This window comes from Capnocytophaga canis (assembly GCF_000827555.1).
GTDB classification, from domain to species: Bacteria; Bacteroidota; Bacteroidia; order Flavobacteriales; family Flavobacteriaceae; genus Capnocytophaga; species Capnocytophaga canis.
Genome location: NZ_CDOI01000134.1, coordinates 69,337 through 86,174, shown reverse-complemented (window position 1 = coordinate 86,174; position 16,838 = coordinate 69,337). Strand labels below are relative to the sequence as shown.

Annotated in this window: 10 protein-coding genes; 7 read left to right on the top strand and 3 right to left on the bottom strand. The window is 36.8% G+C overall.

Going from position 1 to position 16,838, the window contains the following annotated elements:
* Positions 1-130 precede the first annotated feature (130 nt).
* Positions 131-2,239, top strand: a complete 2,109-nt coding sequence (locus CCAND38_RS04410) for a glycoside hydrolase family 97 protein (RefSeq protein WP_042344034.1) — start codon at positions 131-133, stop codon at positions 2,237-2,239.
* 157 nt (positions 2,240-2,396) lie between these two features.
* On the opposite strand, the gene recA is transcribed toward CCAND38_RS04410, so the two are convergent.
* The 3 genes from recA to dut all read right to left on the bottom strand — a co-directional run bounded on the left by recA (position 2,397) and on the right by dut (position 5,128).
* A complete protein-coding gene (recA, locus tag CCAND38_RS04405) occupies positions 2,397-3,539 on the bottom strand; it encodes a recombinase RecA (RefSeq protein WP_042344033.1) in 1,143 nt (380 codons plus the stop codon).
* Between the two features lie 371 nt (positions 3,540-3,910).
* The gene (lolB1, locus tag CCAND38_RS04400) at positions 3,911-4,687 is read right to left on the bottom strand and encodes a lipoprotein insertase outer membrane protein LolB1 (RefSeq protein ID WP_042009446.1); all 777 of its coding nucleotides are present in this window, start codon (positions 4,685-4,687) and stop codon (positions 3,911-3,913) included.
* 6 nt (positions 4,688-4,693) lie between these two features.
* Positions 4,694-5,128 (bottom strand): dUTP diphosphatase, encoded by a 435-nt coding sequence (gene dut, locus CCAND38_RS04395; protein WP_042344032.1) that lies wholly within the window; start codon positions 5,126-5,128, stop codon positions 4,694-4,696.
* 239 nt (positions 5,129-5,367) lie between these two features.
* Between dut and CCAND38_RS04390 the strand changes: the two genes are divergently transcribed.
* The 6 genes from CCAND38_RS04390 (at position 5,368) to porM (ending at position 16,835) form a co-directional block, all read left to right on the top strand.
* On the top strand, positions 5,368-8,493 hold the full coding sequence (locus tag CCAND38_RS04390) for a SusC/RagA family TonB-linked outer membrane protein (protein ID WP_042344031.1): 3,126 nt from the start codon (positions 5,368-5,370) through the stop codon (positions 8,491-8,493).
* 19 nt (positions 8,494-8,512) lie between these two features.
* Positions 8,513-10,429, top strand: a complete 1,917-nt coding sequence (locus tag CCAND38_RS04385) for a SusD/RagB family nutrient-binding outer membrane lipoprotein (RefSeq protein WP_042344030.1) — start codon at positions 8,513-8,515, stop codon at positions 10,427-10,429.
* A 178-nt stretch (positions 10,430-10,607) separates the two neighbouring features.
* Positions 10,608-12,746, top strand: a complete 2,139-nt coding sequence (locus tag CCAND38_RS04380) for a prolyl oligopeptidase family serine peptidase (RefSeq protein ID WP_042344048.1) — start codon at positions 10,608-10,610, stop codon at positions 12,744-12,746.
* A 388-nt stretch (positions 12,747-13,134) separates the two neighbouring features.
* Positions 13,135-14,511, top strand: coding sequence for a T9SS ring complex lipoprotein PorK/GldK (porK, locus tag CCAND38_RS04375; RefSeq protein WP_042344029.1), 1,377 nt, complete (start codon positions 13,135-13,137; stop codon positions 14,509-14,511).
* Between the two features lie 54 nt (positions 14,512-14,565).
* The gene (gene porL, locus CCAND38_RS04370; protein WP_042344028.1) at positions 14,566-15,228 is read left to right on the top strand and encodes a type IX secretion system motor protein PorL/GldL; all 663 of its coding nucleotides are present in this window, start codon (positions 14,566-14,568) and stop codon (positions 15,226-15,228) included.
* Positions 15,229-15,260: 32 nt separating this feature from the next.
* Entirely contained in the window at positions 15,261-16,835 is a 1,575-nt protein-coding gene (gene porM, locus CCAND38_RS04365; protein WP_042007223.1) for a type IX secretion system motor protein PorM/GldM, read from the top strand.
* Positions 16,836-16,838 lie beyond the last annotated feature (3 nt).

The window sequence follows — 16,838 nt, the reverse complement described above, 5'->3', positions numbered from 1 at the left end:
CTCGTAATTCGTAATTGATTCCGTAATTCGTAATTGGTTCTCGTAATTCGTAATTGGTTCCGTAATTCGTAATTGATTCCGTAATTCGTAATTAAATCTCGTAATTCGTAATTAAATAAAAAAAGTTGTAATGAAAAAAATATCTATTATCCTTTGTTGCCTTTTGGGGTGGCAATCTCAAGCACAAAACACACAAATTTCGCCTGATGGTAATGTAAAAGTTACCTTTGAGCTAAATCCGTCAGGAAAACCTTTTTATAAGATTTGGTACAAGAATCAGGAAGTAATCAAGCAAAGTTATATGGGCTTGGAGCTTAAAAATACTACTGATTTAATTGCTGATTTTAAGGTTATTAAGGAAAAAAAATCTACTTTTGATGAAACGTGGCAACCTGTTTGGGGCGAAGAAAGCCATATTCGTAATCATTATAACGAGCTTTTGGTGTCGCTTCATCAAAAGACTTCAGATCGTTTTATGAATATTCGTTTTCGAGTGTATAATGATGGTGTAGGTTTCCGTTATGAGTTTCCTGAGCAGAAGCATCTGACCTATTTTACGGTGGTAGAGGAATGGACGGAGTTTGCAATGACGGGTGACCACACAGCGTGGTGGATAGTAGGTGATTACGATACCCAAGAGTACGACTATACCGAGTCAAAACTCTCTCAGATACGCCTATTAAATCAAGGAGCCATCAATCATAACGCTTCACAAACACCGTTTTCACGCACAGGAGTGCAAACTTCTCTAATGATGAAAACTGATAGCGGACTTTATATCAATCTACACGAAGCAGCTTTGGTAGATTACTCGTGTATGCACTTGAACCTCAATGATTCTAATTTCGTGTTCCAATCGCATTTGACTCCCGATGCTACGGGCGATAAAGCGCATCTACAAGCTCCTTGCCACACCCCTTGGCGTACCATTATGGTTAGTGATGATGCTCGTAATATTTTGGCTTCACGACTGATTTTGAATCTAAATGACCCTTGTGCGTACGAAGACACTTCGTGGATAAAACCTGTGAAATACATCGGTGTTTGGTGGGAAATGATTTCAGGAAAATCTTCGTGGGCATACACCAATGAGTTACCTTCTATTCAACTTGATAAAGTAGATTATACAAAATTAAAGACTAACGGAAAACACGCCGCAAATAACCAAAACGTACGTAAGTACATCGACTTTGCAGCACAACACGGCTTCGACCAAGTGTTAGTAGAAGGTTGGAATGTAGGTTGGGAAGATTGGTTTGGACATAAAAAGGATTACGTGTTTGATTTTGTAACTCCTTATCCTGATTTTGACCTCAAAGCCTTGAACGAATATGCCCATTCCAAAGGAGTAAAACTGATGATGCATCACGAAACCTCTTCTTCTGTAAGAAATTACGAACGACATATGCATAAAGCGTATCAGCTTATGAATGACTACGGTTATAATGCTGTAAAGAGTGGCTATGTAGGTGATATTGTGCCACGAGGCGAACATCATTATGGGCAATGGCTTGTAAATCATTATTTGTATGCCGTAACCGAGGCAGCTAAATACAAAATTATGGTTAATGCACACGAGGCAGTGCGTCCTACGGGGCTTTGTCGTACTTATCCGAACCTTATCGGAAATGAGTCGGCTCGTGGAACCGAATTTGAATCTTTCGGAGGAAATAAACCCTTCCATACCACCGTACTTCCGTTTACACGTTTGCAAGGCGGGCCAATGGATTACACTCCAGGAATTTTTGAAACCCAAATTTGGAACGTAAATCCTGACAACGGAAGCTATGCACGTAGTACCTTGGCAAAGCAATTGGCTCTATACCTCACAATGTATAGTCCGTTACAAATGGCAGCTGATTTGCCTGAAAATTACAGTAAATATTTAGATGCGTTTCAATTTATTAAAGACGTTCCTGTAGATTGGCAAAAAAGTATCTATTTAGAGGCAGAACCTGGCAGATATATTACCGTGGCTCGTAAAGATAAGCATAGTAACGATTGGTATATCGGTTGCACAGCCAATGAAAACGGACATACATCGAAACTAAAACTCAATTTCTTAGATAAAAACAAGAAATATGAAGCCACCATCTATGCCGATGCCAAAAACGCACACTATAAAAACAATCCTAAAGCGTACACTATTACCAAAAGAAAAGTAGATGCCAACACCACCCTTACCCTCGTAGCTAAAGAAGGCGGTGGGTATGCTGTGAGTATCAAGGAAATCAAATAGACTTACTACCAAGTATGAATTACGAATTTCAAATTACGAATTAGAAAGACGTGATGACATAAAAAACAATCGGGGCAATATAATTCTGTTGAAAGTAAATTCTACGGAATTGTATTGTCCCGATTATATAAAATGGTATAAGTTGTTTTAAATCAAACTATTCTTCTTCTTCGTTTAATTCATCTTCATCAAAAGAGTCATCATCGGAGTTTTGAGTTTCTATATCTGCTTTTGATTTCCCCTTTTTTCCTTTTTTAGGAGTGGAATCATCATCGTTGTTTTTTAGGAACTCCTTGATTTTATTCTCCAGTTCTTCGGTAAGTTCAGGATTATCTTTCAATAGAGCCTTTACGGTATCCCGTCCTTGTCCAAGTTTTGTTCCCTGGTAACTGAACCACGACCCGCTTTTGGTGATGATATCGGCATCCACACCAATATCGATAATTTCCCCTATTTTCGAAATACCTTCGCCGAAAATGATGTCAAATTCTGCGGACTTAAATGGAGGAGCAACTTTGTTTTTAACTACCTTAACGCGGGTACGATTCCCGATAACCTCACCACTTGAATCCTTGATACTTCCCCCACCTGCTTTACGGATGTCCAAACGAACAGAAGCATAAAACTTCAATGCATTACCTCCTGTGGTGGTTTCTGGGTTCCCGAATGTGATTCCAATTTTGTCACGTAATTGATTGATAAATATTACAATACAATTTGCTTTATTAATACTTCCTGTAATTTTTCGCAATGCCTGTGACATCAATCGAGCGTGAACTCCCATCTTAGAGTCTCCCATATCGCCTTCGATCTCACTTTTCGGTGTTAAAGCAGCGACTGAATCCACTACAATCAGGTCTACCGCATTCGAACGAATTAACGCATCGGCTATTTCCAAAGCCTGTTCACCGTGGTCAGGCTGTGAAACAATCAGATTATTGATGTCTACTCCTAATTTCTGAGCGTAAATACGGTCAAAAGCGTGTTCTGCATCAATAAATGCAGCTGTTCCCCCAGCTTTCTGTACTTCTGCAATAGCGTGTAGGGTTAAGGTTGTTTTACCAGATGATTCGGGCCCGAAAATTTCAATGACCCTTCCTTTTGGATATCCTCCAACACCTAAAGCAACATCCAAACCTACAGATCCTGTAGAGAAAGTTTCAATTTCTTCAATTGGAGCATTTCCCAATTGCATTACAGCTCCTTTACCGAAGGTTTTATCTAATTTTTCGAGTGTCAGTTTCAAAGCATTTGCTTTTGCTTCTGCTGCACTCAATTCTTTTGTATCTTTCTTTGCCATATTTATATATTTTCTTACAAACTGCTAATATACGTTTTATTTTTATTACACAAAAACATATTAAAAAAAATTACGAATTACGAATTACAAATTATGAAAGCTATAAGCGTAATTCGTAATTCGTAATTTGAAATTTAGAATTATTTCCTCAAGAGTATTCGTAATTCGTAATTTGAAATTTAGAATTATCTCCTCAGGAGTATTCGTAATTCGTAATTTGAAATTTAGAATTATCTCCTCAGGAGTATTCGTAATTCGTAATTTGAAATTTAGAATTATTTCCTTAAGAGTATTCGTAATTCGTAATTTGAAATTTAGAATTATTTCCTCAAGAGTATTCGTAATTCGTAATTTGAAATTGGTAATTTTACTTACAAGATTGATTTCGTTCCTGATGGAATTTTAAAAGGAAAATTTACTTTTTCATTCAAACGAATGCTTTTGAATGATAGTTCTATTTCGGTTTTTTGTAATTCTCCATCCACCATTCTTTGTACGTTGATTTTAATAGTATCAGGAAACAAGACATTGTCTACTTTCTGATATGTATAAGTCACTTCAGATTTTTCTTTTGGATTCTCAGTATTTGTAATTTCAAGGAAACCAATGCGATATGTTTTCGGAGTGATTCCGTAAATGGTTTTTAGGGTGTTTATGTTTTCGGACTGTAAAATATAGTTTTGAGAATCAATAAGTATTATTTTAGTGTTTGAAGTATCTTGATCATAGATATATTGTCCCAATAGCAATCGTTGTAAGTTTTCAAAATTCACTTCAAAACCTAACAAATCGCTGATATTTGAAAAATCGCCATCAAAGTGAGTATTTTCTAAGCGGTTGTAGTAACTCGCTTTTTCGGGAGTGACAAAAACTTTAGCAACTCCCAAAGGAGCTGAAAACCAAATAGCTTTATCTTTTTGCATACGAAAACTCAAAGCGGGGAGCGATGACATATTTCCTTCACTACCATGAGCCAAAGAAATACTACCGTTCACTGTAACGAATTTAGGAAAGGCATTACTATGATGTTGAATCAGGGTTCCGACCTTCATTTTTCGGTCAACTTCACCTGCTGAAACGGTACTTTTCTTTGATTTACAAGCAAAAGTCAATAGACCTAATGCTACTAAAAAAACTATTTTTCTCATTCGTATTTATTTTTTACCAGTACTTCCGAAGCCTCCTGTACCACGAATTGTTTCCGAAAGTTCTTGAACTTCAGTAAGTGTTGCTTTTTCATATTTAGCAAAAACCATTTGTGCAATGCGTTCGCCGTTTTCAATTACGAAAGGCTCATTGGAAAGATTTACCAAGATAACTCCAATTTCTCCTCGATAATCTGAATCAATGGTTCCTGGAGCGTTCAAAACCGTGATACCGTGTTTGGCGGCAAGTCCGCTTCGTGGCCTTATTTGTGCCTCGTATCCTTTTGGAAGCTCCAAAAATAAACCTGTTTTTACAATCACTCTTTCCAGTGGAAGTATTGTGATAGGAGTGGTTACAAAAGCGTGAATGTCCATTCCTGCAGCTTCTTCCGTCTGATAATTTGGCAATGGATTGTTTGATATGTTTTTTATGTTTACATTCATGTGGTTTAATGTTTTAAACTAAAGGCAAAGGTACAGTTTTATTTTGATTACTCATACAAAGAATCGTTACTAAAAACACATACTTTGTTAAAAACGCGTATTTCTTTCGATTCATAATCAACAGATATTCTATTTTTTATAGATAATTTTGGAATAAAAGAAAAAAAGGGAAATAGTTTTGTACCAAAACGAAAAAAGTTGTACCTTTACGCCTCGAATTATAATTAATCAAACAGCTTATGAAATTAAAATTTTTAACATTGTTCGCGTTTGTGTTCAGTTGGTGTTTAACACTTTCTGCACAAATGGTGTCAGTAAAAGGAACCGTTACTGACGAGGGTAAAGTGCCACTACCAGGCGTAAGTGTTTTGATCAAAAACACTACTCGTGGAGTAGCTACCGATTTTGATGGTAAGTACGAAATCAAAGCAAATCGAGGAGATGTGCTTGTATTCAGTTACTTAGGCTTCGTAACACAAGAAAAAACAGTGGGAGCAGGTAGTTCACAGACTATCAACGTATTACTTGTTGAAGAAGCAGAGCAGCTTGGAGAAGTTGTAGTTACAGCGTTAGGAATAAAAAGAGAGAAAAAATCTCTGGGATACGCTTTACAGGAAGTGAAAGGAGACGCCTTAGTAGAAGCAAAAGAAACGAACTTAGCTAATGCTTTTTCTGGTAAAGTAGCAGGTTTACAGATTGTTAGAGGAAGTAATGGACCTGCTGCATCTTCTAAAATAGTACTTCGTGGTAACAACTCTTTGACAGGTGATAACCAACCGTTGATTGTTGTTGACGGTGTGCCGATGGATAACTTTACAGGGGCTTCAAACAACGACTTTTGGAATCCAACCAATGACATGGGAAATGGTTTGGGTGATTTGAATCCAAACGACATTGAAAGTATGTCAGTTTTGAAAGGACCTGCCGCTGCTGCTTTATATGGTTCACGAGCAGGTAACGGGGTAATCTTGATTACTACCAAATCAGGGAAAGCCCGTGAAGGGTTAGGAATTACCTATTCTTCTTCAATCGGTTTTGAAAATGTATTTATGAAACCCGATGTTCAAAATGTTTTTGGTCAAGGAGCTGACGGAAACTATGATCCACTTTCAGCTTCAAGCTGGGGGCCAAAAATTGAGGGACAAATGGTAGAAGATTGGAAAGGAGCTCGTATTCCGTTAAGAGTTCATGATAATGTAGAAGGATTTTTAAACACGGGTGTGGATGTTCAACATTCAGTGTCTTTCCAACAACAGGTTACCAATGGAACGTCTATCTATTCTTCATTAACGCACGTTGATAATCAAAGTAGTATTCCTGGGGCTACATTGGAGCGTTTAAATTTAATCAGTAGAGCGATTTCTCGTTTTGGAAAAGATGAAAAATGGACAACTGACTTCAAAGTGCAATATATCAACTCGAAAGTTAAAAACCGCCCAATCGGGGGACAACGAGATATCAACGTCTTCAATTCTATGTTAAATCTTCCTGTAACAGTTGATGTCACAGAATTTTCAAGGGCTATAGATGATTACGGCAACCACATTTGGTATAACACAAGTGGTTTGAATCCTTTTTGGTTGGCAAAATACAATACCAATGAGGACTCTCGAGATCGTTTTATGATGAACGGTTCGGTTAAATATCAGTTTACCGATTGGTTAAATGCTGAGGTAAAAGGAGGTACGGATTTATACACTACAAACGTAGAAAATAAAACCTATGGAAAAAGCTCATTAACGACAACAGGTCGTTACAGTTTAGGAAAAGATACTTTTAATGAGACAAACTTAAGTTTCTTGTTTAGTGCTCAAAAGAACGACTTGTTTGGGAAAGTAGGTATGGCTGCAACTTTTGGAGGTAATTTGATGAAACGTCATAGTTCAGGGTTATCCATTGATGCTGGAGAGCTTGAAGTGCCAAATTTGTTTGTAGTAACTAACTCTAAAGGAAATCCCGGAGTGAGCCAACATTACAGAATGCACAAAATCAATTCATTCTATGGAACATACCAAATCAATTACAATCAATATGCATTCTTAGATATCACAGGGCGTAATGATTGGTCCTCTACTTTAAGTAAAGAAAATCGTTCGTTCTTCTATCCTTCAGTTAGTGCTTCTTTGGTGTTTTCTGAAATGCTTGAGAAAGAGTATGATATTAAGCCAGAATGGTTTGACTATGCTAAGTTGAGAGCATCGTATGCAGTGGTAGGGAATGATATGGGGCCTTACCAATTGTATAACTTTTATAAAATAGGTAAAGATCCTAATGGAAATACTACAGCAACTACCAACGATGTTCTATATAACTCAAACGTAAAAAATGAGTTGATCAAGTCATGGGAGATCGGTGTGGATGCTAAATTCTTTAACAATCGTTTAGGGATTGATCTTTCATTCTATAAATCAAACGCAACCAATCAGTTGTTGAATATTCCATTGAACTCCATGAGTGGTTACAAAGCCATGAAAGTAAATGCTGGAGACATTGAAAATAAAGGTTTTGAGTTAATGCTTACAGGTCAACCAATCCGTGGTGAAAAATTCTCTTGGGACATGGTTGTGAATGCTTCAAAAAATATCAATACTGTTAATTCTTTAGTAGAGGGTTCTGAACCTGTAACCCAGTATGGATTAGGTACTTTTGATAATATTCAAATTTTGGCAATGTCAGGTGAGCGTTATGGAGTAATTTACGGAACTAAATTTGTTAGAGTTGAAGACATAGCGAGCCCTCATTACGGACGTATCATTGTGGATGAACACGGTGCTCCTAAAGGAACTGGAGAAAAATATATCTTAGGAAATCAACAACCGGATTTCTTGTTAGGTTTTACAAATACTTTCACATACAAGAACCTATCATTAAGTATCCTTGTTGATGGTCGTTTTGGAGGAAAAATATTCTCAGGAACTAACCATGGTTTAAAAACAAGCGGACGTTCAGCGGCTACTGTAGTAAATGGAGAGCGTGCTGACATTGTCTATAATGGTGTTGTAGAAAGTGGAAATGGTTATCAAGAAAACACCAAAGCGATTTCGCCTCAAGATTTTTGGGTAAATCGTATGGCATCAAGAACAGGAAACTTAGGTATTACAGAAGAAAACTTGTTTGATGCAACAAATATTCGTATCCGTAATCTACAATTGAATTATCGTTTACCTGATGATTGGGTGAAAGGATTAGGAGCCCAAAGTGCAAAGGTTGGAATGTCTGTAAATAACGTAGTGATGCTAAAAAGTTACTTGAACGGTGTTGACCCAGAGTCTGTGTTTGCTACAGGAACTAATGCAGTTGGATATGAAAACTTCTCTTCTCCAACAATGCGTTCTTATTATTTCAATGTAACGGTAAGTTTTTAATATAAAAATAAGGGATAAAATGAAAAATAAATATATTTTAATTGGATTGTTGGGAGCGTTTTCCTTGTCTTCTTGTGATGATTTTGAAGAAATTAACGTGGATCCAACAGCTGTTGGGGTGGAGCAAGTACAGGTGGAGTATCTAATTAACAATTCCATCGTAGGAGCTCAGCAAAATCCTCACGTATCGGAAAGGGCATTTGTTCTGTATTGGAAAGCAGCAGGTCGTATGGACAGAATTAGTGGATTGCCAACAGGTTCATACAATAATGATTGGTCAACTGATTATTATAATTCTTTGTCTGATTGGTTAAAAAATATCAATACAGCGATACAAGTAGCCGAAGAGAAGAAAGCATTAGGCAAAAATGAACCTTATTCTGATAACTTGCTTCAAGTAGCTCGTATTTGGAGAGTTTATTTGATGAGTGAGGCTACCGATAATTTTGGTCCAATGCCCCTAAAAGGATTCCAAGGGGTAAATCCTGATTTCAATAGCGTTGAGGAAATTTATGGATTTATGCTCAAGGAATTAGAAGAGGCAACTGCGAAATTAGACATGGGTGTAACAGGATTATCTCAAAACGTTAAAAAGCAAGACCCTGCGTACAAATATGACTTTGCAAAATGGAAAAAATACGGAAATTCAATGCGTATGCGTTTATCAATGAGATTGTCGGAAGTAGCACCATCGGTAGCAAAAGTTGAATTTGAAAAAGCTGTTAAAGAGGGTTATATCGCTGAGTTAAGCGAAGACTTTGAAGTACAAGAGCAGCCTGGTTGGAATGATTTAACAGGAGTAATGACTCGTGAGTGGAATATGCAGTACATATCCACTACACTAAATAACTTGTATGTTGGTTTAGGAGGTGTAAAGTCATCTGTTCAGTTGGCTGAAAAACCAAAGGCTCTTGCTAAAATCAAACCAGCAGACTGGTTAGGAGTTCATTACGAGCATCATATCGCAACGAAGACTAATAACCCTGTAGCAGGTTATTGGTTTGACGGATTGCCTCATGCAATTGATCCACGAGCTTATGCTTTGTATCCAATTCCAGGAGATTTAGATAATCCCCAGTATAATTTATATCCCTCTTGGTCAGTGGATGTTGTAAAGACATTTGAACGTAAGTTGATGCCAAAAAAAGACCATGTAGCGGATACTATTACCATCAATGGAGCCTATACTTGGAATGCTCATTCATTGGGTGAATGGGGAGATAAAGGAAGTTTGAATCAAGTATATTCTTGGCCAGGTATGACCCCTCGTTTGCGTAACAATTTACGCAATAGTACAGCGAAACGCTTGTTTTTTGGTGCTTGGGAGTCTTACTTTTTGATAGCCGAAGCTGCTGTAAGGGGTTGGAACGTACCAATGTCTGCTCAGGAAGCATATGAAAAAGGTATTAAAATGAGTTTTGATTATTGGGGAGTCTCTAATCATTACAATGCTTATATTTCTTCAGAAGAGTACAATCGCGTGGGAACTTCTGTAAAATGGTCACATACTGTGGAACCTACATCCGTTACTATGAAATACAAAAACGGATATACAGGAGCTGAATCAACTGTATCGTACAATTATCCTGTAAATAATTTATATCAAAACGGAACTGTGAAAAATGATGCTTTGACAAAAATCATCACCCAGAAATTTATCGCACAAGTGCCTTGGCTTCCGTTAGAAGGATGGAGTGACCATCGTCGTTTAGGGCTTCCGTTCTTTGAGAATCCAGCAATAGAAAAACCTTTAGAAAAAATGCCTGCATTAACCGATGCAAACTATATGGAAAGCAAAGTAGCATTTTTCCCACAACGTTTGCCTTATCCTGCTAACTTACAAGCAAATGTAAAAGAAGGATATCAACAAGCGGTTCGCCATTTGGGAGGTGAAGATACCGTTTTTACACCTCTTTGGTGGGCTAAAAAACAATAAATTTTTTAAAACATAATTACAAAAAAACTGTTCGATTTTTTTCGAGCAGTTTTTTTGTTACTTGTATTTAATGTAATTGTACTTGGAGGTTGAATCTAAGATTAACTGTGATAAAAAAAATTTGGAACAAAACGAAAAAATAACTACCTTTCGCCTGTCTATTAGTAAATTCAAAAATATGTATAAAAAAATCATTCCCTTAGGATGTGTGCTTTTGGCAGTATCTTGTTCTGAAAAGGTTAAAGAACAAGAAGTTAAGATTAACTATCCACAAACCAAAAAGGTAGATACCGTTGATGTTTATTTCGATACAAAAATTGAGGATCCTTACCGTTGGCTCGAAGATGATCGCAGTGAAGAGACTGCCAATTGGGTAAAGGCTCAGAATGAGGTTACCTTTGGTTATTTAGAGAAAATACCATATAGAAAAACGATTAAGCAACGTTTAGAAAAACTTTGGAACTATGAGAAAGTTGGAGCTCCGTTCCAAGAGGGAGATTACATCTATTACTATAAAAATGACGGACTTCAAAACCAAAGTGTTCTTTATCGCAAAGATAAAGACGGCAAAGAAGAAGTTTTCTTGAATCCTAATGAGTTTTCAAAAGATGGAACAACTTCTTTGGCAAATCTTAGTTTTACTGAAGATGGAACACTTCTAGCGTACCAAATTTCCGAAGGAGGTAGTGATTGGCGAAAACTTATCGTCATGAATGCTGTAACTCGGGAAATTATTGGTGACACCTTGGTGGATGTAAAATTCAGTGGCATTTCTTGGAATGGAAAAGAGGGATTCTATTATTCAAGTTATGACAAACCCAAAGGAAGTGAGCTCTCAGCGAAGACCGATACACATAAATTGTTTTACCATAAACTAAATACACCACAAAAGGAAGATAAACTTATTTTTGGTGGCACCGCAGACCAAAAATACCGTTATATTTCTGGCTATGTGTCTGATGATGGGAACTATTTGTTCGTATCTGGGGCAAATTCAACTTCAGGAAACAAATTGTTTGTTAAAGATTTAAAAAATCCAAAATCGACTTTTGTAGCAATTACTGAAAATTTCGATAATGATACCCAAGTAATTAACAACAAGGGTTCAAAACTTTATTTGGTTACAAACTTAAATGCTCCTAACAAACGTTTGGTAAGTGTGGATATTTCTGATCCAAAACCTGAGAATTGGAAAGATATCATCCCAGAAATTGATAATGTACTATCAGTTTCATTAGCAGGAGATTATATCTTCGCTCGTTATATTGTAGATGCAGTTTCTAAAGTAAAACAATATGATTATGAAGGAAAACTTATCCGTGAGATAAAATTGCCAGGTGTGGGTTCAGCAGGAGGATTCAACGCTAAAAAAGATGAAAAAGAAACTTATTTTTCTTTCACAAACTACAACACACCAGGTAAAATTTATAAAATGAATTTAGATTCAGGAGATTATCAATTATACTGGGAGCCTAAAATAGACTTTAATTCCGATAATTTCGAATCCAAGCAAGTGTTTTATATCTCCAAAGATGGTACAAAAGTTCCGATGATTATTACCTATAAGAAAGGAATCAAACTTGACGGGAAAAATCCTACCATACTGTACGGTTACGGAGGATTCAATGTAAGTTTAACACCTAATTTCAATATTTCCAATGCCGTATGGCTTGAAAATGGAGGAGTTTATGCTGTTGCCAATTTGCGTGGAGGTGGTGAATATGGAAAAAAATGGCATGATGCAGGAACCAAAATGCAGAAACAAAATGTGTTTGACGATTTTATAGCTGCAGCTAACTATTTAATTACCGAGCAGTATACATCAGCTAATCATTTAGCAATCAGTGGAGGTTCAAACGGAGGGTTGCTAGTAGGAGCAACCATGACTCAACGTCCAGATTTGTTTCGAGTAGCATTACCAGCGGTAGGTGTGTTAGATATGTTGCGTTACCATACCTTTACTGCAGGGGCAGGTTGGGCATATGATTATGGAACAGCAAATGACAGCAAAGAAATGTTTGATTATTTAAGAAGCTATTCACCAGTGCATAACGTTAAATCAGGAGTGGAATATCCAGCCACTATGGTCACTACCGGTGATCATGATGATCGCGTGGTACCAGCACACAGCTACAAGTTCGCAGCAGAGCTACAAGCTAAACAAAAAGGGACAAACCCAGTACTTATTCGCATTGAAACCAACGCAGGACATGGTGCAGGAACTCCTGTTAGTAAAATCATTGAACAAGCAGCTGATGTACAGTCGTTCATTCTGTGGAATGTTGGAGTGAAAGATATTAAATCAGTGGGGAATTAACTCTAAATATAATACTAGAGAACCATAAAACTTCCTTTTTAGGATCGTTTTTAGAAGATTTTTTTCTGAAAAGGGAGTTTTATCCTAATGGATAAATAGTTAAAAAACAATTTTTGAATCTGTAAAAATAACGTATTTTTTTCGCATAAATACAATATAAAAAAAATATATTTTTTTTGAAAATAGATATTATAATTGGTGATTTGACTAAAGAAAATATGATATTTCTTAAATAAATACTTTTTTTTGATGTAAAGTAGAAATTACTAAACATTTGTAAATATAGTGTTAAACTTCAAATTCAACATTCAATAAACTACAAATAATGTTGTGAGTTTGAAAATTATTGTCTACGTTTGCAGTCCAAACTGTAAAGTTAATTTAAACAATGTTTATGGCAAGAAGATTATTAATAATGTTAACGATACTCACCTTAGTCTATTCCTGCAAACGTGGAGGAGGAGATCATAAAGGGGAGCTTGTTGGCGTTAAAGGAAAAAGTTGGAAACAACCGAGACCTTATGGAATGACCTTGGTTCCAAGTGGTTCTTTTATTATGGGTAGCTCTGACGATGATAAAACAGGTAGTCTAAATGCACCTGTTAAGACTGTGAGTGTTGGGTCTTTCTATATGGACGAAACTGAGATCACAAATAGTGAATATCGTCAGTTTGTCAATTGGGTTCGCGATTCTATCATTAGAACAAATCTCGCCGAATTAGCAGATCAAGTAGGTCAAACGCAGGGTAATGGAGGTGTTGGTGAGTACGCATATCTAAATACAAATACAGAAAACATGAATGCGTATCAGCAATATATGTACAACACATATGGAGACCAGCAGACAAAGAAACTTAATAGAAAAGTACAATTGATTTGGGATACAAACAAGTTTCCCGATGAGTACTATTCAGAAGTTATGGATAAAATGTACCTCCCGATAGAGGAGTCTTATAACGGAAAGCGTATAATGGATGTTGAGAAATTCGTATTCAAATATCAATGGTTGGATATGGAAAAATCAGCTCGTGCAAAAGGAAATCGTAAGGATTTTGTCAAGGAAGAGCTGGTAAAGGTATATCCTGACACAACAGTTTGGATTCGAGACTTTGCGTACTCTTATAATGAACCAATGCACAATCAATATTTTTGGCATGAAGCCTACGGAGAATATCCAGTTGTTGGGGTTACATGGATGCAAGCAAAGGCTTTCTGCGAATGGAGAACCCTTAATAAAAACTCATATTTAAAAGCTAAAGGAGATGATGAGATAAATTCATTTCGTTTACCCATTGAGTCAGAGTGGGAATACGCTGCTCGTGGAGGTCTGGAAGGAGCTACTTATCCTTGGGGAGGTCCTTATACAACGGACGATAGAGCATGTTTCTTAGCGAACTTTAAGCCATTACGAGGTGACTACGCATCGGATAACGCACTTTATACTGTCGAGGCAAGGTCATATGAGCCTAATGGATACAATCTATACAATATGGCAGGAAACGTTTCGGAGTGGACAAACACCACTTACGATCCAAATTCCTATGAGTATATGTCAACCATGAACCCCAACGTAATTGATGAGAAGAATAGACGTAAAGTTATCAGAGGAGGTTCTTGGAAAGATACTGCCTACATGTTGCAAGTAAACACACGCGATTTTGAATATCAAGATTCTGCTCGTAGTTACATAGGTTTCAGAACAGTGCAGGATTTTATGGGTGTTTCTGAAGGGCAACAAGCTAAAACAGCTCGTGGATTTAGATAGGAATCAATAAATTATCAATAAAACAAACTAATCAACATTTAAAAATTTTATCTTATGGCAAAAGGAAATTCAACTAGAAAAAAAATCTTTAATATGGTTTACAGCTTAGGTGCTGCTGTCGTGATCATCGGAGCGTTGTTTAAGTTGACACACTGGACGATAGGTCCACTTAATGGTACCATATTATTGGCACTTGGATTAGGTACAGAGGCTTTAATTTTCTTCATAGCGGCATTTGAGCCTGTTGAGGAGGAGGTAGATTGGTCTTTGGTTTATCCTGAATTGTCAGGAGGAGCTCCTCGTCAAAACTTAGCTACTGCTCAGGTAGCCACTAAAGAAGATAAGGCTTTGAAAGAATCTCTTTCTGAGAAACTAGATGGTATTTTGGCAGAGGCTAAAATTGATGCGAATTTGATGCAATCGTTAGGTAAATCAATTGAAAATTTCGCGGGTGCAGCTAAAGAAATAGCTCCTGTAACTACTTCAATGACAGCTACTCATAAATATGGTGAAGAGCTTTCAATTGCTGCATCTCATTTAGAATCATTAAACAGTTTATACAAATTACAATTAGAAAGAACAGAGAATCAGGTAGCAGCTCAGGCTGGTGTTGTTGATAATCTCAATTCATTGAATCAACAAATGGTATCATTCCAAGATAATTTGAAATCCTTGAATAAAGTTTATGGAGGAATGTTATCTGCTATGGGTAAATAATTGTTAACTAACTAATTAAAAATTAATAACTTATGGCAGGAGGAAAATTAACCCCCAGACAAAGGATGATTAACCTTATGTATTTAGTTTTCATAGCTATGTTGGCATTGAACATGGGTAAGGAAGTTTTAAATGCATTTGGATTAGTTAACGAGAAATTTGAGGCATCGAATGTTAGAGCAAACGCAGCGAACATTGCAGCTATAGAGACGCTAGGAAATAGTGCAAGAGAAAATCCTGAGCAGTACGGAGAAGTGTACGAAAAAGCAAAACAAATGCGTGAATTGTCTGACGAATTGTACAGTTTTGTTCAAGAAATTAAAGACGGATTGAACAAAGAGATTGGACAAGAGGACAAGGGTGTCATGGAAAAAGATTATCAAGCAATGGATAAATCCGAGTACACGGACGATTTGTTTTTCAAAGGCGAGGGTTATAATGCTAAGGGACAGGAATTTGTTGATAAAATTGACAGTTACAGAGAAAAAGCCTTGGCTCTTTTAGGAGATGATCCTCGATACGCTGAACTTGTTGCAAAAATTAAAGCAAATTTTAATACCGAAAGCGTTAAAAAAGCAGATGGAACGATAGAAAAATGGTTGGATTACCACTATAAAGGGTTTCCTTACATCGCAACATTAGCAAAACTTTCGATGATGCAATCTGATATCAGATCTAATGGACAAGAGTTCTATGGTATGATGTTAGAAGGTAATTTGAAAGCTCAGATTTCGATGACTAACTATACCACTTTACTGGAACAAGGAAAAGGGGCGTATTATCAAGGAGAAACTTTTGATGGAGCTATTGTTTTGGGAAGAAAAGATGCTTCAACAAAGCCAAATGAAGTAGAGTTGTCATTGGATGGTAGAAAATTATCAGCAAATGAGTTTGATATTCAGGATGGAAAAGTGAAGTTGAAAGTGAATGCAGGAAATGCTGGAGAACATAGAATTACAGGTAATTTACACTTTGACCAAGATGGAAAACGTATTTCTGTTCCTGTAGATCAAACATTCTCAACAATTCCAAAACCTAATGCAGCTGTAATTTCTGCTGATAAGATGAACGTAGTGTATCGTCCGTTGGAGAATCCGATTACGATTTCAATGCCTGGAGTTGCTGATAACAAAGTGACGGCTTCAGCACCTGGATTATCTAGAAAGTCAGGTACAAGTTACGTTCTGAAACCAGGACAAGGACGTGAGGTAACGATCAACGTAGTAGGAGAAATAGATGGACAAAAATTCTCTTCATCACGTCAGTTCAGAATTAAAGACGTTCCTCGTGCGGTAACCGTACTTGCTGGACAATCAGGAACTGTTAAAATGCCTAAGGCGAACTTAGCAGCAATGCCTGTGGGAGCAACCATTGAGGATTTTGATTTTGAATTGAAGTATACGGTTACGTCATTTAAAGTTTCTGTTCCAGGACAACCTTCTGTTCAAGTGAATGGAGATAGAATGAATGAACAAGCTAGGGCTGCAATCGGTAGAGCAAGAAAAGGAGATATTATTCAAATTTTTGATGTTAAGGCAAATATTCAAGGTGCAGCTGGATATGTACCACGACCACCAGCTCCGATTTCAGTTGAAATAACAAACTAAAAT